22 protein-coding genes are annotated in these 23,985 nt (G+C 48.7%); all 22 read right to left on the bottom strand.

Annotated elements, in window-relative coordinates; all coding sequences use genetic code 11:
- Positions 1-6 precede the first annotated feature (6 nt).
- Positions 7-1,257, bottom strand: coding sequence for a UDP-N-acetylglucosamine 1-carboxyvinyltransferase (gene murA / locus DW819_RS03695; RefSeq protein WP_243025552.1), 1,251 nt, complete (start codon positions 1,255-1,257; stop codon positions 7-9).
- Between the two features lie 110 nt (positions 1,258-1,367).
- Complete coding sequence (locus DW819_RS03690; RefSeq protein WP_118732123.1) at positions 1,368-2,501, bottom strand: FtsW/RodA/SpoVE family cell cycle protein; 1,134 nt, start codon at positions 2,499-2,501, stop codon at positions 1,368-1,370.
- Positions 2,502-2,511: 10 nt separating this feature from the next.
- On the bottom strand, positions 2,512-3,867 hold the full coding sequence (murD, locus tag DW819_RS03685) for a UDP-N-acetylmuramoyl-L-alanine--D-glutamate ligase (RefSeq protein ID WP_118732122.1): 1,356 nt from the start codon (positions 3,865-3,867) through the stop codon (positions 2,512-2,514).
- A 24-nt stretch (positions 3,868-3,891) separates the two neighbouring features.
- On the bottom strand, positions 3,892-4,860 hold the full coding sequence (mraY, locus tag DW819_RS03680; RefSeq protein ID WP_118732121.1) for a phospho-N-acetylmuramoyl-pentapeptide-transferase: 969 nt from the start codon (positions 4,858-4,860) through the stop codon (positions 3,892-3,894).
- 71 nt (positions 4,861-4,931) lie between these two features.
- Complete coding sequence (locus DW819_RS03675; RefSeq protein WP_347560157.1) at positions 4,932-6,704, bottom strand: penicillin-binding transpeptidase domain-containing protein; 1,773 nt, start codon at positions 6,702-6,704, stop codon at positions 4,932-4,934.
- A 52-nt stretch (positions 6,705-6,756) separates the two neighbouring features.
- Positions 6,757-9,066, bottom strand: a complete 2,310-nt coding sequence (locus DW819_RS03670; protein ID WP_243025539.1) for a penicillin-binding transpeptidase domain-containing protein — start codon at positions 9,064-9,066, stop codon at positions 6,757-6,759.
- Positions 9,067-9,079: 13 nt separating this feature from the next.
- The gene (locus DW819_RS03665) at positions 9,080-9,553 is read right to left on the bottom strand and encodes a septum formation initiator family protein (protein ID WP_347560156.1); all 474 of its coding nucleotides are present in this window, start codon (positions 9,551-9,553) and stop codon (positions 9,080-9,082) included.
- A gap of 42 nt (positions 9,554-9,595) precedes the next feature.
- Entirely contained in the window at positions 9,596-10,531 is a 936-nt protein-coding gene (gene rsmH, locus DW819_RS03660) for a 16S rRNA (cytosine(1402)-N(4))-methyltransferase RsmH (RefSeq protein ID WP_118732119.1), read from the bottom strand.
- A 1-nt stretch (position 10,532) separates the two neighbouring features.
- Positions 10,533-10,958 (bottom strand): division/cell wall cluster transcriptional repressor MraZ, encoded by a 426-nt coding sequence (gene mraZ / locus DW819_RS03655; RefSeq protein WP_118718949.1) that lies wholly within the window; start codon positions 10,956-10,958, stop codon positions 10,533-10,535.
- Between the two features lie 248 nt (positions 10,959-11,206).
- On the bottom strand, positions 11,207-11,362 hold the full coding sequence (locus DW819_RS15565) for a hypothetical protein (protein ID WP_177304654.1): 156 nt from the start codon (positions 11,360-11,362) through the stop codon (positions 11,207-11,209).
- 106 nt (positions 11,363-11,468) lie between these two features.
- A complete protein-coding gene (lgt, locus tag DW819_RS03650; protein ID WP_118732118.1) occupies positions 11,469-12,332 on the bottom strand; it encodes a prolipoprotein diacylglyceryl transferase in 864 nt (287 codons plus the stop codon).
- Between the two features lie 124 nt (positions 12,333-12,456).
- Positions 12,457-13,434 (bottom strand): DNA polymerase III subunit delta, encoded by a 978-nt coding sequence (gene holA / locus DW819_RS03645; protein WP_118732117.1) that lies wholly within the window; start codon positions 13,432-13,434, stop codon positions 12,457-12,459.
- A 186-nt stretch (positions 13,435-13,620) separates the two neighbouring features.
- Positions 13,621-14,634 carry a substrate-binding domain-containing protein gene (locus tag DW819_RS03640; RefSeq protein ID WP_118732116.1) on the bottom strand — a complete coding sequence of 338 codons (1,014 nt, stop codon included), beginning with the start codon at positions 14,632-14,634 and terminating at the stop codon, positions 13,621-13,623.
- Between the two features lie 48 nt (positions 14,635-14,682).
- Positions 14,683-15,636, bottom strand: coding sequence for a ribose ABC transporter permease (locus DW819_RS03635; protein ID WP_347560155.1), 954 nt, complete (start codon positions 15,634-15,636; stop codon positions 14,683-14,685).
- Positions 15,629-17,131: a sugar ABC transporter ATP-binding protein gene (locus tag DW819_RS03630; RefSeq protein ID WP_118732114.1), complete on the bottom strand. Its 1,503-nt coding sequence runs from the start codon at positions 17,129-17,131 to the stop codon at positions 15,629-15,631. The genes DW819_RS03635 and DW819_RS03630 overlap by 8 nt, the downstream gene beginning before the upstream one ends.
- A 26-nt stretch (positions 17,132-17,157) precedes the next feature.
- The gene (gene rbsD / locus DW819_RS03625; RefSeq protein ID WP_118732113.1) at positions 17,158-17,556 is read right to left on the bottom strand and encodes a D-ribose pyranase; all 399 of its coding nucleotides are present in this window, start codon (positions 17,554-17,556) and stop codon (positions 17,158-17,160) included.
- Between the two features lie 12 nt (positions 17,557-17,568).
- On the bottom strand, positions 17,569-18,498 hold the full coding sequence (rbsK, locus tag DW819_RS03620; RefSeq protein WP_118732112.1) for a ribokinase: 930 nt from the start codon (positions 18,496-18,498) through the stop codon (positions 17,569-17,571).
- Positions 18,499-18,534: 36 nt separating this feature from the next.
- A complete protein-coding gene (gene deoC, locus DW819_RS03615) occupies positions 18,535-19,170 on the bottom strand; it encodes a deoxyribose-phosphate aldolase (protein WP_118732111.1) in 636 nt (211 codons plus the stop codon).
- A gap of 79 nt (positions 19,171-19,249) precedes the next feature.
- Entirely contained in the window at positions 19,250-20,278 is a 1,029-nt protein-coding gene (locus DW819_RS03610; RefSeq protein WP_118732110.1) for a LacI family DNA-binding transcriptional regulator, read from the bottom strand.
- A gap of 203 nt (positions 20,279-20,481) precedes the next feature.
- Positions 20,482-21,279, bottom strand: coding sequence for an ABC transporter permease (locus tag DW819_RS03605; RefSeq protein WP_118732109.1), 798 nt, complete (start codon positions 21,277-21,279; stop codon positions 20,482-20,484).
- A gap of 100 nt (positions 21,280-21,379) precedes the next feature.
- On the bottom strand, positions 21,380-22,249 hold the full coding sequence (locus DW819_RS03600) for a YitT family protein (protein ID WP_118732108.1): 870 nt from the start codon (positions 22,247-22,249) through the stop codon (positions 21,380-21,382).
- Between the two features lie 168 nt (positions 22,250-22,417).
- Complete coding sequence (locus tag DW819_RS03595; protein ID WP_118732107.1) at positions 22,418-23,935, bottom strand: metallophosphoesterase; 1,518 nt, start codon at positions 23,933-23,935, stop codon at positions 22,418-22,420.
- Positions 23,936-23,985: the final 50 nt, after the last annotated feature.

The raw sequence follows: 23,985 nt of genomic DNA, 5'->3' as shown, positions 1-23,985 counted from the left end.
GCTGCTTCAGCCGATCAGGCTGATACGCGCCCCGGCTCCCGCCAGGTCACTGCGGATATCCTCGTAGCCGCGGCTGATATGCTCATACCCGTCAAGAAAACTGGTTCCGTCAGCAGCAAGTGCAGCCACCGCCAGCGCAGCACCTCCGCGCAGGTCTTCTGCCGCCATACGGGTGCCTTTTAAGGCATTCACACCATCCACAACCGCAAGTTTGTTTTCTATTATAATATGTGCCCCAAGTTTCTGCAATTCTTTTGCCGCGCAAAAACGGTTTTCAAATACGTTCTCCTGAATCCTTGAGGTTCCATCCGCAATGGAGGCTGCAGCCATCATCACAGACTGCATATCTGTGGGGAACTCCGGGTAAGGTCCGGTCTCAAGACGGATCGGATGCGGGCGCCCACGCATGGATACCCGGATTCCCTCTTCTAAACTTTCCACCGTGGCCCCCATCTGCCGGGCTGTCTCAATGGTCCGCTCCATATGACCAGCCGGAGCCTGTTCCAGAAACACCCGGCCGCCTGCGCACAGCACCGCTCCCAGATAGGTTCCTGCCACGATCCGGTCTCCCGGAATAAAAAAGCTGGTATCCTCAAATGTGGATGTTCCGCGGATCTTTATCACGGAAGTGCCTTCGCCCTCCACCCTGACACCCATGGCACGCAAAAAGCCGCACAGAATTTCTATTTCCGGCTCCCGGGCTGCCCCGGTCAGAACCGTTTCGCCTCTGGCCCCGGCAGCTGCCATCAGGATGTTTTCCGTAGCTCCTACACTTGGATATGGAAGATGGATTCTGGCTCCGCTCAGTCCGCCAGATGGGCAGACTGCCCGGATCATGCCATTTTGTTTTTCCACCGAAGCCCCCAGTGCCGTTAATCCCAGAAAATGCAGATCCACCGGTCGTCTGCCAATGCGGCAGCCCCCCGGCAGACTGGTCTCCACCTGTCCAAGACGTGCAAGCAGCGGTCCAAGAAGCATGACCGAAGATCGCATCTGTCCGGCCAGTATCTCCGGGATCCTGGATCCGCTCAGAGATACTGCCGAAATCACCAGACGGTTTTCCTCCATCCGACAGTCTGCCCCCAAAGCGTTCAAAATCCCCAACATACAGAAAACATCCTGTATTTTGGGGACATGCTCCAGTACCGTGGTTCCGTTATGAAGAAGAGATGCTGCCATAACCGGCAGCACCCCATTCTTGGAACCCTGTATTTTGATGATTCCGTCCAGACTGTATGATCCTTCTATCCGAAGCACCGACAAACCACGTTCCCTCCCGCACACAATTTTCACGAATTCCTTCTTTTATATCTTATGTACCCTGGGAACCATCGGTTCCTGCAGTCTGCATATCTGTTTTTTCTGTTTTACCGTTCCAGCCGGATCTGATTGGATACGCCAAGTACCATGCCCATTTCCATCATCAGAAACAGTACCGACGTGCCCCCGTAACTGATAAAGGGCAGCGTGATTCCCGTATTCGGAATCGTGTTGGTTACTACTGCGATATTTAAAACGACCTGGATCGCGATATGGGCCATAACGCCTACCACGATCAGGGCACCCAGAAGATCCGGCGCATTATTCGCGATCAGCATGAACCGGTAAATCATAAACAGGAAGATGAGGATGACGGAAACAGCTCCGAACAATCCAAGTTCCTCACAGATGATCGAAAAAATCATATCATTCTGTGCCTCCGGCACAAAGCCCATCTTCTGGATACTCTCGCCCAGTCCCTTGCCAAACAGACCGCCGGAGCCGATGGCATAAAGTCCCTGGAGCACCTGGTATCCGCCATCCATCGGATAGCTCTCCGGAGACAGCCATACATGGATACGGCTCAGCTGATACGGCTTCAGGAGCTTGATCTTCTCAAGAAAAATTGCCAGTGGACCGGCCGTGACGACTGCAAGCATCGCCAGACCTCCGCAGGCATAAAATGGCCACTGCTTTTTACAGGCCACAAACAGCATCACAAAGGCAATTCCCATGATGATGATACCGGAGCTTAAGTTGTTTGCCGCTACAATGCCGGCAATCGGAATGGCCAGCCCCATAACCCGGAACATATTGTTCCATTCATTGACCTTTGCGCCCATCCGGGTGATCAGCACGGCTAGGAAAATGATCAGGGCTATCTTTACAAACTCGGTCGGCTGGAAGCTCAGGGAGCCTACGCCCAGCCACCGCTTTTTGCCGTTTACCTCTTTACCCACCAGAGTAACAGCGATCATCAGCACATAAGACAACATATACGCGAAGATGGAAAATTTCGCATACCAGTGATAATCCAGTTTGGAGATGAACAAAGCCAGGACCAGACCTCCTGCCGCAATCTTAAGCTGGCGCATCATGAAATAACCGGCATTGTTGTATTTTAACTGTGCCGTGTAGGAGCTGGCGCTGTAGATCATGACCAGTCCGAACACCGACAGAAATATGATACAGAACAACAGACTGTAATCATAAAACCGTTTTGGCCGGTTTTTCTTTGCCATACCAATCCTCCTACAGGTTTCTTACGCATTCCTTGAAAATTTCGCCGCGCTGCTCGTAGTTGTCAAACATTCCCCAGCTTGCGCAGGCCGGAGACAGAAGCACATTATCTCCCGCATTGGCATAAGCAGCACAGACACGTACTGCCTCTGGCATATCCTCTGCATACATGATATCCGTAAAGCCGTGGCTTCTTGCACACTCCGCAATCTTGTCGCGGGTCTGACCGATCAGCACCAGGTATTTTACCTTATCGCCAAATGCTTCAATCCACTCATCGTATTCACTGTGCTTGTCATAGCCGCCTGCGATCAGGACAGTCGGTCCCGGCATGGCTCGGATTGCCTGGATCGCTGCGTCCGGGTTGGTTCCCTTGGAATCGTTGTAGTAACGGACTCCGGAACGCTCCAGAACAAACTCGATACGGTGCTCAACGGCCTTAAATTCCTTTACTGCTTTTCGGATCAGGTCCATCGGCACGCCCATGCGGATGCTCATGGCTACTGCTGCCATGACATTCTCGTGATTGTGCTTGCCGAGAAGCTGCATATCCGTCTTTACGTTTAAGACTTCCTCTTTTTTGCCGTCATGTGCATAGATCATCATGTCACCGTCTAAGTACATGCCCTCTTTTAAGGCCTGGGTGCTGGAGAAGAAGATGACCTTCGGTTTCAGATCCTTCTTCTCGCCAAACTCGCGCAGTACCTTGTCATCGTAATTCAGCACAATGCAGTCATCCTCTGTCTGGTTGACCGCCACACGCTCTTTCACTTCGATATAATTTTCCATGGTTCCGTGACGGTTTAAGTGATCCGGCGTGATGTTCAGGATAGCGCTGACATTTGGATGAAAATCCATGATGGTCTCAAGCTGGAAGCTGGAAACCTCCGCCACGGTCACAGACTTTTCGGTCGTGTCCAGGGCCACATCGGTATACGGAATGCCAATGTTTCCTACCACAAACACCTCGTTGAAAAATGTCTTCATGATAGCACCGGTCAATGCAGTTGTAGTCGTCTTTCCGTTGGTTCCGGTAATGGCGATCAGCCTACCCTTTGCCACATGGTATGCCAGCTGGATCTCACTCCAGATCGGGATTTTGGCCTCATCCAGTACCGGTACAAACGGAGCATCCAGCGGAATGCCCGGACTGATGATGGAAAGCTCTACGCCTAACAGATCCGGTCTGGTAAGCTCTCCCAGAACAACGGTAACCTTTGCGTCTTCCTCAAAATTTTCTTTGATCTTCTCCGGATCCAGTTTGTCGTTGCCGTCATAAAGCACGACCTCACCGCCCATGGCAAGAAGAAGCTTTGCTGCTGCGATACCGCTCTTGCCGGTACCTGCCACTAATACTTTCTGACTCATCTCATATACCTCCTGTTCTTCCGATTATAATCCTAAGTATGCCACCAGACAAAGCAGAGCGGTAACAATGGAAAAGACTGCGACCACCCGGGTCTCAGACCAACCGCCCAGCTCGAAATGATGATGGATCGGCGCCATGCGGAAAATGCGTTTTCCGTGAGTCGCCTTAAAATAAGACACCTGCATGATAACTGACAGCACCTCCACCAGGTAGATCAAACCAATGATGGGGATGAACAGCGGAATCTGCATCATGAATGCGCTGGCTGATACAAAACCGCCCAGAGCCAGGGAGCCGGTGTCGCCCATAAATACCTTTGCCGGATAAACATTAAACAGCAAAAAACCAAGCAGGCTGCCTACAACCGCTCCGGTGATCGGGCTGATGCCGCTGTTTTCTCCAATGGAAATAATGGTTAAAAATGTTGCCACCAAAATGGTCACACTGGTGCAAAGACCATCCAGACCATCGGTAAAGTTCACGCCGTTATCGGTTCCGAGAACCACGAAGAATACAAACGGAATAAACAGAAAACCAAGATTCAGATAAAGTCCGTGCTCAAAGCCGCCGGTAAATGGTACCAGCATGGAAGTGCCAACCTCACCTGAGCACACCAGGTAGTATACAAAAATGCCGGTGATGATAAATTGTCCGATCAGCTTCTGAACCGGATTTAAACCCTCTGAACGCTTCATCACGATCTTGATGTAATCATCCAGAAAGCCGATAACGCCAAAGCCCACGGTCATGAACAGCACCGGAATGATGCGCGGATAATCGCGAATATATAACAGGGATGTGATCACTACAGCAGTCAGGAATACCAGACCGCCCATGGTCGGTGTTCCCTGCTTTTTTAAATGTGCCTGAGGTCCGTCTTCCCTGACCTGCTGCCCGAATTTCAGCTTATGCAGAAACGGGATCACGATCGGGCAGAGGATCGCGCTGACTGCAAATGCGATGATGATCGCAAGAATAGTTTCGTTAATCATGATACTCTCCTAAATTCCTTATGTATTTTTGACATATTCATAAGTATACGTCTTTTCGTTTGAATAATCAACTAAAAATGGCTCTCTCGCCGGATCCCCAGATACGGCAGAATGTTCTGAAAAATATCCGCGATCACAGGAGCTGCAATGGTTCCGCCATAATAGATGCCCTGAGGCTCATCAATGGTGATCAGAGCGATCACCTGCGGATCGTCCGCCGGTGCAAAGCCCACAAAGGAAGAAATATATTTTTTCAGGCTTCGCGGCAATTTTTCAGAGGTAGCTGTCTTTCCGCCTATGTGAAAGCCTGACACCGCCGCCTTTTTTCCGCTGCCCTCCGCCACCACCTGTTCCAGCACGTAACGCATGGTTTTGCTGGTCTCCTCCGAAAGGATCCGTTTTCCCTCCGGGTAAGAAAACCTATGGAGAAAGCTTCCATCCGCCGCCACTGCCTTCACGCCAAAATGAGGTGTAATCCGCACGCCTCCATTCACAATGGATGCTGCCGTGGTGATCAGCTGAATGGGCGTAATCTGAAAAGACTGGCCAAAGGAGACTGTGGCCAGCTCCACCAGCCCCATGTTTTCTTTTTTGTGCATGATGGTGGAGGCTTCTCCAGGCAGATCGATACCGGTTTTCTCCCGCAGTCCGAACTGTTCAAAATACTGACAGTACCGGTCAATGCCAAGACGCTGTCCCACATCGATGAACACCGGATTGCAGGAGTTCATGGCCCCCTGCAGAAAGGTCTCCTCTCCATGTCCGCCCACCTTGTGGCAACGGATCTTCCGGTCCTCCACAACCCGAAAGCCAGGGCAGGAAAACCGGTCTGTCAGAGCCACAGCACCAGCCTCCAGGCCTGCTGCCGCAGTAATGATCTTAAAGGTAGACCCAGGCTCGTAGGTATCATTGATGGATGGATTTCTCCACATCTGATTCAGGCGTTTCTGTTTTTCCTTTGCCGAAAGCACTGCTGTCTCTTCTGTATTTAATGTGAACGGATCGTTGAGATTAAATTCGGGTACATTGACCATTGCCAGGATTTCCCCATTCTGAGGATCCATGACAATAACAGACACCCGTTTTGCGCTTTTTTGTTCCATAACCGTAAGTGCCGCCTGTTCAGCATATTGCTGGATATTTACATCCAGGCTCAGGTATAGATCTGCCCCGGCCACTGGTTCGATCCGCTCCTCAAACGCATTTTCCAGCTCCACTCCGGCCGCATCCGTCATAGTGAGGATAGTTCCGTTCTTTCCTTTTAAGATGGATTCATATGCAGCCTCCAGGCCAATGATTCCCTGATTATCTCCTCCGGTAAAACCAAGCACCTTCGAAGCAAGACTGTCAAAGGGATAGGAACGCCTGTAATCCTCATCCACCTTCACGCCTGCCAGATGCAATTCCCGGATCCGGTCGCCAGTCTCCTTATCCACATTCGTACGGATGATTTCACGGGAGCTGCGTTTTTCCACTTTTTTCCGGACAGAATCCTCCTCTGTCCCCAAAATTTCACAGAGACTTTGAATGACTGTCTCCGGATTTTTAATCTGGTTATGGATCACGGAAATGGTGCAGACAGTCCGGTTGGCTGCGATCACCGTTCCATTTCGATCCAGGATCCGGCCTCTGGCCGCCTTGATTGAACGTTCCCGCTGATGCAGCTCTTCTGCCATCTCACTGTAATGGTCCGCCCGGTACAGCATAAGAAACACAAGCCGCCCAGTCAGCCCTGCCATACAAAAACACAGCAGGCCAAACAGGACGGCTATCCGCTTCCGGTGATGCGTCAGGAACGTGCTGTGGTTTCCATGCTGCACAGACAGCAGTTTTAGCATTCCCATACCAGCTCCTTAAAGCAGTCATTATTCTATTGTATGAGATATCCGGATCTTTTTATTCTTCTGCAGCAGATGTTTCACTCATGGTTTCCCGCTCCGGCTGGTTTTCCTGCGCGCCTGTCTCGTTCTGATCTGCCGTCTTTGCAGAAGTCTCTTCGCTTCCGTTACTGTTCTCCGAAGCAGATGTCTCCGAAACCGTCTGAGGCGGAAGCACATAGCTGCCTCCATTCTCTCCGTCTTCTGTACTCTCCGGCACATCCTCCGGCAGATCAGAATCATCACCCGGCTCAATATATTCTTCGGTCTCATATACCTTCGGCTCTTCCGGTGTCTCAGTTTCTGAAGTCAGCCCGCTGTTGTCAGTGATACCCTCTGCCTCCGGAAGCTGCGCAGCCGCCTCATTCTGCTGTGTCTCAAAGTCTACAGATGGGAATACATTCAGATATGGAAGAATATCTCCCATGATTTTTGAGAACACCCCGCTGGCATAAGTACTGTGCGGCTGATCCTCCACGTGCGGAGTATCTATCGTTACGTACACCAGCACCTGCGGATCGTAAGCCGGCGCAAAGCCACAGAAGGAAAGCAGATAATTCTTCGCGGAACGCGGAATTTTCTCTGCCGTACCAGTCTTTCCGGCAATCTCATAGCCTTCTACAGCCGCTGCCTTACCGGTTCCCTCAGAAACTGTGCGGAACAGCGCATCCTTGATAAAGTTGCTGGTCGACTCGGATACTGTTTCCCGGACCAGTTTCGGTTTTACTTCCTTCACCACGGAACCCTGTTCATTTAAGATCTGCTTTACCACATGAGGCTCATAATAAGAGCCTCCGTTGATCACAGAGCAGTAGGCTGCCGCCATCTGGATCATGGAACAGTTATAGTTCTGTCCGAAGGAGTTGGTCGCCAGGTCCGCAGAGTTCATCTCGCTGGCACTTCGCACCAGTCCCTTCGCATCTGCCTCACCCGGCAGGTCGATACCGGTCTTCTGGCCAAACCCAAAGGCTGTCATATAGCGGGTAAACGTGGTTGCTCCCATCTTGGCCGCAATCTGCATCATGGCATCATTGCAGGAAACCATCAGGGCCTCCGCCGCAGTCAGCATACCATGTCCGCCCTTCCGAAAGGCTGTACACTTAATCTGATGTCCCGCCACCTCCTGATAGCCATCGCAATAGAAGGTATCATTCGGAGAGATCACACCCTCCTCCAGAGCTGCCGCAACCGTAAAGATTTTGGACGGAGAACCAGGCTCAAAGGTATCACTGATATCATAATTCCGCCATTTCTGGTTCCAGGCTACCTGAAGGCCAAAAGAACGAATCTCATCTGCTGAGTAATGCTCCGGGACCTGATCGGTGGTGATGGTGCTGCCATCTGTTTTCTTATGCTGGCGGTTATACGTCTGCATAGCCTCCTTTAATCCGTATGTCCGCAATTCTTCTTCACTGCAGCTGTCTGCTGCGCTCCTCGGGTTATTCAGATCAAACATGCTATTGTTAGCCATAGCCAGGACTTCACCATTGTTGGGATTCATAACCATAACGCCGATATGCTCGGAACCCGGATCTGACATCCACTCATTGATGCGCTTTTCCACTGCGTTCTGGATATTCACATCAATTGTGGACACTATCGTATCTCCGTTCTCTGCCGGTTTGATGACACGTTCCAGGTTGGAATCATCATTCAGATAACCATATTCCCGGCCATTGGTACCTACCAGTGAATCATTATAGGACTGTTCAATACCGCCGTTTCCCGTGCCGCCATCGCTGGTCGCAAAGCCGATCACATTACAGGCCAGGGAATTATAAGGATAGATCCGTTTAAATTCATCTTCAAACCAGATTCCCTTGACACGGGCCTTTGAATCCACCTTGGCATTGGCCTTATTGGTATCAGACTGGTACTGTTCGAACGCTTCCTTCTGGTCATAGGAAAGCTGTTTCGCATAACGCAGATACGCCTTTCCGGAATTATCCCGGATCAGATTTTTCATCTCAGTCTCATCATAATCAAACACCGTGACAAGTGCCGTGACCGTTGCGTCCAGATAATCTGTTTCCGCCGACATGATCTGCTTCGGGTCAATGATCAGATTATATACCTTCTCCGTAGTTGCCAGATATGTGCCGTTGCGGTCTACGATATCGCCCCGCCGGTACGGCAGCACACGGCTGTCATACTGCTGCTGGGACAGCACGATCTGGTTGTAGCTGTCCTGCTTTGTGGTAATGATGTGATACAACACATAGATTAACGCAAACAAAGCCAGCGTAATCACAATAACTGTGATCGCCAGCTTTTCCTGCATATATCTCGTGAAGATCCGGCGTGCACCGGATCTTCGCTTCTCCCCCATCCTTGAATCCTGATTAGTGTTTTGGGATGTCCTCATATTGTCTTACATACTCGCTTTCCGTTTTATCATATAATAACACCTGATTACGGTTGGCATATACCATGCCAAGTTCCTCTGTAGCTACCTTGTAGATGTGATCCAGGTCCATATCGGTATTGATGCGGGTCTGCAGCGCATCGTTCTCAGAGCGAAGCTGCTCCAGCTGCTGCTCCAGCGTCTCAATGTTGTGGATCTTTGCGGTCATGGAGGACTGCACATGCAGATACCCGATACAGATATACAGCGCGCAGACTGCTGCCAGTGTCAGCATGATCACGTACGGCAGATTCATCTGAAGTGCCTTTTCCTGATTTTTTCTGACAGTATGGCTCATATCCTGGCGGTACTGCACCACTCTCTGCTTTCTTGTGCGTTCCCTCTCTGCTGCCATATTTCTGGCTGCAGTTCCGTACACATAGCCCTGGTTTGCTGCTCTGTGCGAAGCCATACTCATTCCTCCTTTTTTCTCTTACGTAAGATTCTCTTTTATTTATGCTCTTTCAAATACCCGAAGCTTGGAACTCTTCGAGCGCTTGTTGTATTCTAATTCTTCTTCCCCCGGCACGATGGGTTTTCTTGTGATCACAGTGCCTTTGCTCTTTCTGCCGCACATGCATACCGGGAATTCCGGCGGGCAGATGCAGGGATTTTCATTGTCCCGGAAGCGTTTTTTCACGATCCGGTCTTCCAGCGAATGGAAGGTAATAATGCTTAACCGTCCTCCCGGATTCAGGAGGTCAATCATGGTATCGATGGAGCAGTTTAATACATCCAGCTCATGGTTTAGCTCAATGCGGATTGCCTGAAACGTACGCTTGGCCGGGTGACCTCCCGTTGCCCGGATTTTGGCCGGAATTGCGGCCTTTATGGTCTCAATGAGTTCTCCGGTCGTCTCGTAAGGCTTTTCCTGACGCTGCCGCACAATGTGCTTGGCAATATTCTTGGCAAAACGGTCCTCTCCATAATCACGGATGATCCGGTAAAGTTCCATCTCGCTATAGGTATTCACAATATCTGCTGCCGTCTGGGTATTCCGCTGGTCCATACGCATATCCAGCGGCGCATCCTCCCGGTAGGTAAAGCCCCGGGAAGCAGTATCCAGCTGATAGGAGGAAACTCCCAGATCCAGATAAATGCCGTCCACCTTCTCAATACCAAGCTCATGAAGGACCGAAGCAATATTCTCATAGTTGCTTCGTACCACCGTAACCTTGTCCGCAAACGGCTCCAGGCGTTTGGTGGCCGCCGCGATCGCGTCTGCATCCTGGTCGATGCCGATCAGGCGTCCATGTTCTCCCAGCCGTCTGCAGACCTCATAGGCATGTCCGCCTCCGCCCAGGGTTCCATCCACATAGATACCGTCCGGCCTGATGTTCAGGCTGTCAACCGTTTCATACAGTAATACTGATTTATGCTCAAATGCCATCTTAAATTCCAAGACCCTCCATATTTTCTGCAATTTCTTCCATGTCGTCGTAGGTGTTTGACTGATTCCAATTATCTCTGCTCCAGATCTCAATCCGGCTTCCTACGCCGACTAACACTGCGTCTTTATCGATCTTGGCAAACTCCCTTAAAACAGCCGGCAGCAAAATCCGTCCCTGTTTGTCTACTTCACAGGTAGTAGCACCCGCAAGAAAAAAGCGTGAAAACTTTCGTGCGTTTGCATTGGTAAGAGGCAGGGCATGCAGCTTTTCTTCCAGAGCTTTCCATTCGGTGTTTTCATAGACGAATAAACAGCCATCGAGCCCTTTCGTTACAACGAATTCGTCTCCAAGCTGTTCTCTGAATTTGGAAGGGACAATCAGTCTTCCCTTCGCGTCCACTGTATGATTGTATTCACCCATGAACATAATCAATCACCTGTTACCCTGTCATCTGGCACCCACATATGCCACTTTTGTACCATTTCAAACCACTTTGTGCCACTTTCCACCACTTGTATTCTAAGTTTAGTACATGCGTAAGAAAATAGCAAGTTTTTTTTAACAAAAACGACTGGAAAATCCAGGAATTATCGTCAAAAAAAGAAGGATATCCACACTTCTTTTGTGGACACCCTTCCGGAATGGATGTTAAACCTTTGTTAAGAATCTTTTCATTAATATTCCATGCTGATGTATATCTCAAGCAGGCGGTCAAGCGCTATGCTGTTTTCATAAATATAGCGATAATCGTCTTTGTTCGCAATACTGCCATCCAGTTTCTTTCTGGCACGCTCAATACACACAACCAGTTCCTCCTTGGAAATTTCCATGTCTGCTTTTCTCCTTCCAGTTGTCAGATGGTGCAAGGTGCATCATAACAATACTGCGACATGTTTTATGGCTTGATTTTGCGTCTTTGTCATGGCTTTGTTGCTGTCAGGTTTTCTGTCTGTGCCGATATCCTCTCCAGATCAGGTTTCCTGCTGCCACCAGGATCAGGACCAGGGAGAGCGCCTGAGATACCGGAAGTCCGGTTCCGAACAGGATCAGCTGGTCTGTACGCAGGCTCTCGATCCAGAAACGTCCTATCCCATAACCAAACAAATAAATCCAGAGCATCTGTCCATCATACTTTTTATATCTGCGAAACCACAGCATAAAGAGTAAAAGGCACAAATTCCAGCAGGACTCGTAAAAAAAGGTGGGGTGCACCTGAATATATTCCACCCCGTTTTCCACAATTCTGTGGTTCAGAACATCTGCATTCAGCATATTATCATTCACCAGAGCCCGTCTGATCCGCATGGCCAGCAGACTGTCTGTATAGCCGCCAAATGCCTCGCAGTTAAAGAAGTTTCCCCACCGGCCGATGATCTGACCGGTAACCAGTCCAAGCACACCTGTGTCAGCCATGGAAAAAAAGGATACTTTTTTCATCCGTGTGTAGACGATCATGGTGATGGCTCCCGCAATGACGCCACCATAGATAGCAAGACCGCCGGCTCTCAGGTTAAAAATCTGCAGTAGATTGTTCTTATAATAGTCCCACTCAAAAATCACATAATACAATCTTGCACCGATAATGGAACATATGATCGCGTATAGTGCAAAATCCAGATACAGCTCCGGGTCCTGCCCTCTGCGCTTTGCATCTGACTGGGCGATCCACAGCCCTGCCAGCATTCCGATTCCGATGATGATGCCATAAAACGCAATCCGGAATCCGAATACTGAAATACTGCTTTTCAGATGATTGATCGTAATTCCAAGATGTACAAAACGGATGTCTGCTCCGTTCATTGTCGTTCTCCTTTCGATGCTGTTTATATTTTAACGCGGATCTCTGGCAAAGGCAAACAGATTCGTGCGACTTTGTTCGACAAACTCCGCATAGATAATATGCTACAATCAAAGGGAAAAAAAATCAACTATTATATTCTCTGGTGATCAGAAGCTCCACTGCCAGCCGGTCCTGCAGCCGTCCGCTCTTTACCGCTTCCTCTGTCTCCACGCAGAACTCCACATAGGAAAGGATCTGTTCTCTGCCAAACTGCCTGGCCTGCGGCATGGTCTTTCCGACTACGAAAGGCTGCATCTTCAATTTAGAAGCAATGGTTCCCTTATCCATACCTTTTCCCATCAGATCCTTTACCTGCAGCAGCTGATTGAACTGTCTTGCGATCAGGAACAGAATACGCATGGGCGGCTCTTTTAATGTCAGAAGATCTTCATAAAGATCCATCGCCTTTCTGGGCTGCCGGTTCACAATGGCCGACACCATCTCAAAGATGCGGTTTGTCACCTGCACCGTGCAGACCGCCAGGACATCCTCATCGGTGATGACCTCCCGGCCCAGGGTATAGCTGATGAGCTTTTCCAGTTCCATGCGGATATTTTCCATGTCATCTCCCGCCATGCTTAAGAACAGCTCCATCGTATGCTTCGTGATTTTCTTCTGCTCCCGCGTAAGAATTCCGCCGGCCCATCTTGCGAGCTGGGCACTGTCCTGACGGTTTAACTCTGCCGCATATCCCATATCCTTTACTTTCTTATAAAGACGGTTCCGCTTATCCACTTCCGTTTCTACAAACAGCAGGATGGTGGTATCCGGCATGGATGGCAGATACTGCACCAGGGCATCCGACGCACTCTTAAAAAAGCCGCTGTCCTCCACCAGGATCAGACGGCGCTCCGCAAAAAACGGCATGGTGTCCGCGAGGCGGATCAGCTCGTCCACATCCAGTCCCTTTCCCTCAAAGCGGGCAAAATTCATGGTATCGTCTCCGATGATGGCTTCTTTTAAGCGGTTCTTGTAGCTATTCTTTAAAAATGCCTCTTCCCCGTATAAAAGATAGATCTGTTTGAATTCCCCTGTTTTGATATCCTGGTTTAATGTCTGCATTGCATGTATCTCCCATTCCGTTTTACCTTATGATAACACAAGCCGCAGAACGGAACAAGAAAAAACCTCTATTTGAAGCGTGCGCACAGGGCGCACAGCACAACAGGGCCGCCGGTCCAAGTCCGGCAGCCCTGCGTTCCATTTAGATCTGAGCCTTTATTCTGTTGGGAATCTTAATGTGTCTGATCACTCTTTTGTTACCAGACTGTCAACGGTATCCTGGGTAACAAGCTGATTATCCAGAACAACGTGAGCTTCAACCTCTTTGCCCTCAAGATAATCATAAGCAGTGTTCAGAATTGCTTTACCAAGGAAGAACGGCGGCTCTGCGATGGTTGCTTCCACACGTTTATCTTTGATTGCCTCCAGAGTATCATCGATGGCATCACAGCCAACCTTAACGATATCAGCAGTCCTGCCTGCGGCATCCATAGCCTCCAGAGCACCTAATAACATCTCATCATTTGCAGCGTATAATCCGTCAATCTCCGGATTTGCCTGCAGAATGTTCTCCATAACACTCATAGCTTTTGCACGGTCAAAATCAGCAACCTGACATGCAACGATTTCCATATCCGGATTCTCAGCAATTACCGAATTGAAACCTTCTGAACGCTGCTGTGCAACATTGGTACCCATAATACCCTGCAGCTCAACGATCTTTCCTTTTCCACCAAGGGAATCTACTAAGAACTGACCTGCGAGTTTGCCGGATTTGATCGCATCGTAACCGATATGGGAAATAACGTCGCCGCCGTTTGCTTCACGGTCCATGGTAAATACCGGAATGCCAGCCTCATTGCATGCCTCAATCGAAGAAACAATTGCATCAGAATCACAGGTGTCAATGATGATCGCGTCCGGATTCTTCGTGATCAGATTCTCCACATCCTTCATCTGGATAGTCGGATCATCCTGTGCATCAGTGATGTAAAGCTCAATACCATGCTCATCTGCCGCTTTCTGAACACCATCTTTTACATCTACGAAGAACGGGTTTGTCTGCGTATTCATTGCAAGTCCGATCACGTAACCATCCTTCTTCTCTCCGCCTGTCTCTTCCTTACTCTCGTCGGCTTTCTCCTCTGCTTTGCTCTCTGCCTTTGTTGCTGCCGGTGCACTGGCTCCTGAACTACATGCAGTCACACCTGCGCACACCATTGCCATTGCCATAAAAGCTGCTCCCATTCTTTTTCTCATAAATACATTCTCCTTTTTTATTTTTCCCCGCAGGGATATTTACACCTTTTATTCAGCCTTTGCAGACAGATCCTTCACCTTCTTGTCCACCAGTACTGCAATTAAGATCACCGCACCCTTCACAATATTGGTTGCATGCGGATTTACGTTCATAAGGGTCAGGATGTTATCAATAATACCCATGATCATCGCGCCGACTACCGTCGGAAGCACGAATCCGACACCACCGCTTAAGCTGGTTCCCCCAAGAATAACAGCTGCAATGGCATCCATCTCGATACCTGTTCCGCTTGTGGACTGCGCAGATCCAAGACGTGCTGTCAGGATCAGTCCTGCCATACCACACATCAGACCATTTAAGGTATATACCAGAAACTCACTGGTTTTTACCCGGATACCGGAAAGACGCGCTGCCTCGCGGTTTCCGCCCACCGCATACACACTGCGCCCGTAGGAGGTCTGAGTGAGGATATAATGTGCCAATAAGAATACAATGATGAGGATGATGACCGGCACCGGGATTCCTGCGATACTGCCTTTACCAAAGAACTTGTAGGCATCTGATTTGATCGGAATCGGCGAGCCTTTTGTGTATACAAGAATCACACCGCGAAGCAACGTCATCATACCAAGGGTAGAAATAAACGGCGGGATACCACAGACAGATACGAAAAATCCATTCACTGCACCGCAGGCAATACCGACTGTCAGGGATACTGCGACAGCCACAGCCGTATTGCCGGTCGATGCCAGCACACCGGAGGCCAGTACACCGGATAATCCCAGAATAGAGCCAACGGAAAGGTCAATACCACCGGTTAAAATTACAAATGTCATACCGCATCCGACAATTCCCGCTACCGTGATCTGCTTAAAAACATTGAACAGGTTTGTCACACTCAAAAAGCTTGGAGACAAAATCGTTGCAAATACACAGATCACAAGAAGGATCAACACGGAGCGGTAGATATTAATCTGATTGATTAATTTTTTCTTATTCATTTTCACTGACTCCTCCTGACGCATAGGCTAATATTTTTTCCTGATTCATCTCTGACTTATCAATTTCCAGAACGGTATATCCCTCACGCATGATCACCACGCGGTCACTCATGCCGATCACCTCGGGCAGATCCGTTGAGATCAGAATAATGCTCTTTCCCTGCTTTGTCAGTTCATCCATAATCTGATAAATCTCTGCCTTTGCGCCCACATCGACACCACGGGTAGGCTCGTCCAGAATCAGTATGGACGGATCTGCCTCCAGTACCTTTGCGAATACAACTTTCTGCTGGTTTCCGCCGCTCAGCTTTCCGGCAAGCTGAGCCGGACTGCTGATCTTGATATTCAGGCGCTTTACCTCTGCATTGATATTTTCTGTTTCTTTTGCCTTATTCAGATACAGACCATTGCTGATCTTATCCAGAGACGACATGGAAATATTTTCCCGGATATTACGGATCAGGACCAGTCCCTCCTGCTTACGGTCATCTGAGACAAACCCGATACCTGCTTTTAAAGCTTTTCGTGGTGAGGAACAATCTTTTTTCTCTCCATTGATGATAATTTCCCCATCCGTCATCGGCAGTGCACCATATACGATTTTGGATAGTTCGATCGTTCCGGAGCCAAGAAGTCCTGCCACACCAAGAATTTCTCCTTTGTGCAGCTTTAAGCTGACACCGTGTACTCCCTTTCCGGTTACATTGCGAAGTTCCATCGCAACATCCTGTTTTTCATAATTTCGTTTCGGATAAAGGTTGGTCACACTCCGTCCTACCATCATGGAAACCACATCATCATAATCGGTTTCTCCGATTGCTTTTGTCGCAATGTATTTTCCATCCCGGAATACGGTCAGCCGATCTGAAATCCGGAAAATTTCATCCATACGGTGTGATATGTACAAAATAGAAATTCCCTTTGCCTTTAATTCCGCAATGATCCGGAATAAAATCTGAATTTCCTCATCTGTCAGTGCCGCAGTTGGCTCATCCATGATAATAACCTTTGCACCGATCGTCAGACATTTTGCGATCTCCGTCATCTGCGATTCTGCTACCGACAAATTCTTTACTTTATTGCGGCAGTCAAATTTTAAGCCGAGCTTTTTCAAAACCTCATCCGCATCCTGATAAAGCTTTTTCCAGTCAACCACCCCAAGCTGTGTTTTCGGCAGTCTGCCAAGATACATATTCTCTGCCACAGAAAGCTCAGGAACCATATTAAATTCCTGATAGATCATGGCAATCCCCATTTTTTCCGCTTCCTTGGTTGAATGGAATACCACCTCCTGGTCATTGATGTACATATGACCGGAGGTATAGCCCTGCGCGCCTGCAATGATCTTCATCAGGGTTGATTTGCCGGCTCCGTTCTCCCCGCAGAGCGCATGAACCTCCCCCTCTTTCACATCAAGCTTTACCCCATCCAAAGCCTTTACGCCCGGGAATGTCTTAACAATATCCTCCAGGCGCAATATAACACGATCCCCCATTTTCCGCCTCCTTCGGGTTTCTTGCACTAATAAGCGCAGCCTGCAGTAAGGATTACATTAGTATAGCCTGTAAACTCTCCCGTAAGAATGATTGCTTTCGCGTTTGCGCTTCTGGCTTTTAATTCTGTATGCGGAATATACTCCACCGGAAGTTCCGCCGGAAGAAGCGCCTTTGCCTTTTCATGAAACTCTGGCGTTACACGGAGTGCCTCATCCGCAAAGGTAGCTTTTTCAACCACAATATATTTTAAGATTTCCTCCAGTACATCCAGATAGGCAGGATCTCCCGGTCTCCATCCAAGATCGATGCGCTCCACCCCTTTCGGAATCGGAAGTCCTGCATCTCCGATCACCAGTGTATCCTTATGACGCAGTTCCGCGAGCACTCTTGCCAGCTGCGGATGTAAAATTCCAGTTTTCAGCATAATTTCTTCCCCCTATTTTTTATGTGCATTTAAAAAGTCATCGATTTCACTTCTGACCGGCATAGATGGTGTCGTTCCGATTTTCTGAACAGATAATGCAGCCAGCGCATTCGCAAAATCTGCTGCCTCCCAGATATCCTTATCCTCGGCCAGTGCCGCCAGAAGTCCTCCATTGAAGGCATCTCCGGCACCTGTTGTATCAATTGCATTAACCTTATAAGCCGGGATAATTCCTTTTTTATCTCCGGTGTTGATGTAAACACCTCTGCCCCCCAGAGTAATCAGCACTCGTTTTACTCCTTTGCCGAAAAACCACTCAGCTGCTTTATCTGCCGCTTCTTCACTGTCAACCTTCACACCGGTCAGGATTTCTGCCTCTACCTCATTCGGTGTGATCAGATCAACCTTGCTGAGAAGTTCATCACTGATCGGCTGTACCGGCGCAGTATTTAAGATAACCTTAACACCCTTTTTGCAGGCAATATCCACAATGCGCTCTACCGAAGATACATTCGTTTCCAGCTGGGTCAGCATATATTCACAGCCATCCAGCAGATCCTCCAGAGAATCTACCTCCGCATCAGAAATCGTATTGCAGGAACCCAGAATCACTACAATCTCGTTCTGACTGGTATTTTCATCTACCATGATCAGCGCACAGCCTGTCTCGGTATCATCTGAATACAGGATACGGTCCTGCTTCATGCCAAGCTCCTTCATGGTATTTAATGCAATATCAGCAAAAGTATCCCGGCCAAGCTTTGTTACCATGGTCACATCGGCTCCGGCTTTATGAGCAGCTACGCCCTGGTTGAATCCCTTTCCTCCCGGTCCCATTTTGAATACGGTTCCTTTTACGGTTTCTCCTGCTGCCGGAAGATGCGGGGTTCTTCCCATCAGATCCACAACAAAGCTTCCAAATACAACTGTTTTCTTCCCCATAAGCTGTCTCCTTCTTTCCTTTTTATCCCCAAACTGCTACAGCAACACAATTCCATTTCCGGCACCGATCCGGTCCGCGCCTGCTTCTACCAGAGCCTTTGCCGCCTCCGGTGTGCGAATACCGCCGCTCGCCTTTACCTTTGCACGCTCGCCAACGGTCTTTTTCATCAATGCCACGTCTTCCACAGTAGCACCACCGGTGGAAAATCCGGTTGAAGTCTTTACAAAATCCGCTCCGGCTTTTACAGATAATTCGCACGCCCGAACCTTCTCCTCATCAGTAAGGAGGCATGTCTCAATAATCACTTTTACAACTGCGCCTTTGGATGCTTCAACCACTGCACGGATATCATCTTCCACGTAGTTATCATCTTTATCTTTCAGTGCACTGATATTGATAACCATATCCACTTCATCGGCTCCGGCTTTTACTGCTTCAGATGCCTCAAAAGCCTTGGCTGTCGTCAGCATGGCTCCCAACGGAAAACCAACCACACAGCAGGTCTTTACTTCACTGCCCTTTAACTCGTCAGCCACCAGCGGAACAAAGCAGGTATTTACGCAGACAGATGCAAACTCATGCTCCTTCGCTTCTCTGCAGTAACGGATGATGGTTTCCTTTGTTGCGTCTGCCTTTAACATTGTGTGATCGATCATGCGATTTAAGTTCATAATACCCTCTCCTTTATAATAAATATTTCTCCTTCTGTATGTAACCGGTTACATATTGTTTCAAAGAAAAATGTGCATCTTACATACACATTTCTTCCGTACTCTTTTCTGATCCTCGCAGAATGACCCGATACGGAACCAGAATCCTTTTTCCGCGCTGCCGGTTCTTACTGTCTGCAAAGCATTCCATGAGAAGCTTCATAGCCTCCATTCCCTGTTGTCTTGCATCACGCTCCACCACAGACAGCCTGTAATCAATGACTTTCAATGTTTCGATATCATCAAACCCCAAAAGTGCGATCTCCCGTCCTGGCACCATGCCTTTCTCGGTCAGATATTTTAAGCACCCGAGTGTTGATTCATTGTTGGATGAAAAGATTGCTGTCGGCGGATCCTGCTGTTCAAGCAGATACTTTGTTGACTCATAGGCTTTCTCACTCTTGAAATCCCCATAGGCAACATATTCTTCCCGTACGGGGATCCCTGCATCCTCCATGGCCTGCCGATATCCCTGAAGTCGCTCTTTTCCGGGCTTCGAAGTGCCTGGTCCGGCAATCACAGCGATCTTTTTATGGCCATTCTGGATCAGTGCCTCCACGCCGTCATACGCTCCGCCAAAATTATCAACAAACACCCCATCAAAGCGTGCTCCCCGGATATCTCGGTCGATAAGGACAACCGGGATGCCGGATTCTTCCAGCTTGAGCAGACTGTCCTTTGTAACCGTATCCAGCTGGGAGACCGGCGCAATGATCACGCCCTTCAGGCGTTGGCTGATCGCTGCATTCAAAAACTCATGTTCTTTGCCTAGGGTCTCATTCGTTCCGAAATATACGATGTTGTAGTGATAGCTGTCCGCAATTTCACCGATTCCGCTGATGGCCTTAAAAAAGAACTCATTTTCAATATCCGGAATGATCACGCCAATACTCGGATTGTCATTAATACTTAAGTTCCGCGCGATCGCACTGGGAACATAATGATACTCCTCCACCGCTTCCAGCACCTTTTTTCGTGTTTCTTCTTTTACATATCCAGAGTTATTCAGCACTCTTGAAACTGTGGCAGAAGAAACGCCTGCACGCTTAGCCAGTTCTTTAATATTCATTTAAAACGTCCTCTTTCGCTTCCATTTTAGGAAACCGATTACATATATGATATTAACATACAAACCATGAAATGTAAACGGTTTTTTGTAATTATGCACAATTTTTCTTTTTTTACTATGTCAGCCGATATTTTAACATCAAACTCAGAGAAAAGGAAGCCCTTTATTTCACAGAAATAAAGGGCTTCCTCTGTCCCACCATATCATTCCCTTCCGGCAATCATCCGATAAAACAGGGACGAAAAAAGGCACAGAAGCACGATGGATAACACGACACAGTCCAGCTGAAAAACCTGGCTGCCATAAATAATAAGATAACCAAGTCCTCTCCTTGCCGCCAGGAATTCTCCGATGATCACCCCCACCAGACACAGTCCCACATTGACCTTCATATTGCTCAAGATCAGAGGCACAGAGCCAGGCAATAATACCTTTGTGAGCACATCCTTCTTCGTTCCTCCAAGAGTATAGATCAACCGGATCTGATCCGGATCCATAGAGGAAAATCCGGACTGCAGCGTCAGGATTGAGCCGAACACAGCTACGGAAACCGCCGCCGCGATGATGGTATGCACATGACTTCCCATCCACACGATCAGCATAGGAGCCAGAGCGGACTTTGGAAGGCTGTTTAGCATCACCAGATACGGCTCCAGGATTTCCGATGCACTCCGGCTGGACCACAGCAGGACTGCTGCCGAAATTCCGATTATCGTAACAATCAGAAAGCTGACAATCGTTTCGAACAGTGTGATGCCGATATGGGAAAAGATGCTGCCATCCAGCACCATCTTCCGGAAACAAAAAAAGACTCTGGACGGCGAGCTGAATATAAAATCATCCACCATATCCAGTCTTGTACAGAGCTCCCACAGGGCGAGAAACAGCACCAGGATCATGACTCTTATGGTTCTGACTTTTCTCTCATGATATTTTTCCTGTTCTATATATGCTTTCTGAAACCGATCCACGGATTGAAGCTGCGGATTGTTGTCTGCCATCTTCCTTCCTCCAGTATTCTTCTTTTCTCTATTATATGCCAGAAAACCACCGTGGCTTCTTTCCGGAAACTACTGTGGTCTTCTCATTTTCATGCTGTATTTAATTACTTAAAAATCCCTTGCCGATGATCTCACTGGAGTTGGAGATCAGGATGAATGCGGTCGGCTCCACTTTCTTGATGTAGTTGCGCAGGTGCACGGCCTGACTGCGTTTCATGGTTGTCATAATAACGGTCTTGCTGTGATGGGAAAAAGCGCCCTGTGCCTTGTAAACAGTGGCACTGCGGTTTAACTCCCGGATGATGAAATCACAGATCGGATCCGGATCATCACAGATGATATGAAAGCATTTACAAAGGTTGATATTCTCGATGACACCGTCAATTACCAGGGACTTCGCCATCAGTCCCAGCGAGGAATACAGTCCGGTAGTCGGTCCGAATACAAAAAAGGACATAACCACAGAGGTAATATCCACCACCAGAAGTGCCGTTCCGATATTCATGCTGGAATGTGCCTTTAAGATCATGGCAATGATATCGGTACCACCGCTGGACGCTCCGATGTTAAATAAAACTGCGGATCCAACGGCCGGAAGGAAGATTGCAAAGATCAGTTCCAGCATCGGCTGGTCGGTAATGGTTCCTGCTAACGGAACAAAGCGGTCCAGGGCGCTTAAGCTGAAGGACATCAGCATGCTGGCGTATACCGTCTTAATGCCAACATCGGTTCCCAAAAATAAAAAGCCCATGACCAGAAGTCCTGTGTTCACTATGAACGTAAAGTCACTGGCATTCATGCCGGTCAGTCTGCTGACCACGGACGAAAAGCCCGTAACGCCGCCAAAAGAAAAGTTATTCGGAAACTTAAAAAAATAAATTCCAACGACCATGATCCAGATGCTCACGGTGATCAGTGCGTATTCCGCAATCTTACGTTTAACCGGATCTTCAATCTGCTGTGTAGCCATAATTCTCCCCCAAATTCTGCAAAAATCCGTAACTGTTCAATACCATCACAGTCACGGGTCATAATCTCTCCTGTCTGCCAGAGAGACTATAACTCGTTCCCATCTGAAAAACAAACACTATTCTGACTGGCTCAATTACAATATTATTATTGTATGATTTTCCGGTTTTTAACTGCCGGCACTGTTCCAGCTCTGTCTTGCCACACGACTGTCCTCTGCCATACTCTGCATCTCCTTAAACTTCTTTCCCTTCGGGTCCACGCGCTGCCACAAAGTGTAGGCCGAGGTCTGCTTTGCATCACTCCATGGCACTGCCTCACCCAGGCAGTAGGGGAAGTATAGATCTGCATACAGGGATGCCATCTTTTCCTTCAGATCATCCGGCACCAGAGTAATGGTCTGCTTCACCTGCTCCCGGATCACAGATTTTCCATACTGTAAAGACCAGTCCGCAAAATTAAGCAATTCCGGATTTTTCGATCCCTGTGTCTTTGCCCATGCTGCCACGTCCGCATGCCGGGTCTCAAACGTCATAGTATCGTCCAGGTCCCAGCTCAGCATACCGTACTGATTTCCGGGGAAGGAATACGGACTCAGCACGATTTCATGGATACCATTCTGCACATCTTCCAGCCCCGGACCTGTTACATGCTCCCGGATCCGCTGTACGTGCAGATGTCCGCTGATATAAAGCGGTACCTGATACGCCTCCAGCAGTGCCGTCACCTCCGGCCCGTTCTCCATTTCACACTGAGTTGTGAACAGGCGGCTTTCCTGGAGCAAATTGTGGTGAGCCAGCACGATCACCTGAATATCATGTTCCTTTGCCACCCGGAGATGGACTTCCATCCATTTGAGTGTTGCCTCGCTGATACGCCCTTCCACATGATTTCCGTCATCATAAATACAGGAATCCATCATCAGAAGCCAGTGCTTTGCATCCAGCGGATACACATAGCTCAGGGATGCCATATCCCGGTTCGGAGACTGGTCATACCCAAACCGGTGATAGATCTCATAAAAGTCATCTCCCGTTTCCAGATACTCTGCCTCTTCCCGTTTTTCACCAAAATAGGTGGCTGCGTTTTGATTCCGGATATCATGGTTGCCGGGAATCACCAGCACCGGAATGCCTGCATCCTGAACCTTCTGCAGCTTCTCAGCCAGCAGTTCATGGTTGATCCGCTCACCATTTAAGGTGATGTCCCCGGTCAGGGCCAGAGCCGTCGGATGATTCTCGATCGCCGTTTCTACCAGCGTATCAAGCATCTCGTCACTGTACTGGTCAAGCTTGCCGTCATCGTGCTCCACCATGCTCCGGAAAGCTTTTCCGTCATCGTGGGTGGTGCTGCTCATATAATGAAGATCAGAAGCCAGCATCAGAGTCGGCGGCTCATAAGGCTTCTCTTCTATCTCTGTTTCTTTTGTGTTATGCTCTGCCTCATACTCTTCTGATTCATCCAGGCCATTACCGGTCTCATCCAAACCGGCTCCATTCTCGGTTCCGGATGCTCCATTTTTATTCTGGGTTTCGCCTGCCTGAGAGGTGTCCTCCTGAACCGTAGATTCCCGGTTATTTCCGGTATTGCCCTGCCGGTTCAGCGCTCCAAGAAGCCACACGATTCCAATGCAGATCAAGAGCAAAGCCCCGTAGATCAGGAGCATCATCTTTTTGTAATGCTTCATAATTCTGTCTTAAACCTCTTTTCCGTCCAGAGTGATACCTCAATATAATA

The organism is Clostridium sp. AM33-3, assembly GCF_003480315.1.
Lineage (GTDB): Bacteria > Bacillota > Clostridia > Lachnospirales > Lachnospiraceae > Brotaphodocola.
This window is presented reverse-complemented; position numbering and strand designations above follow the sequence as displayed.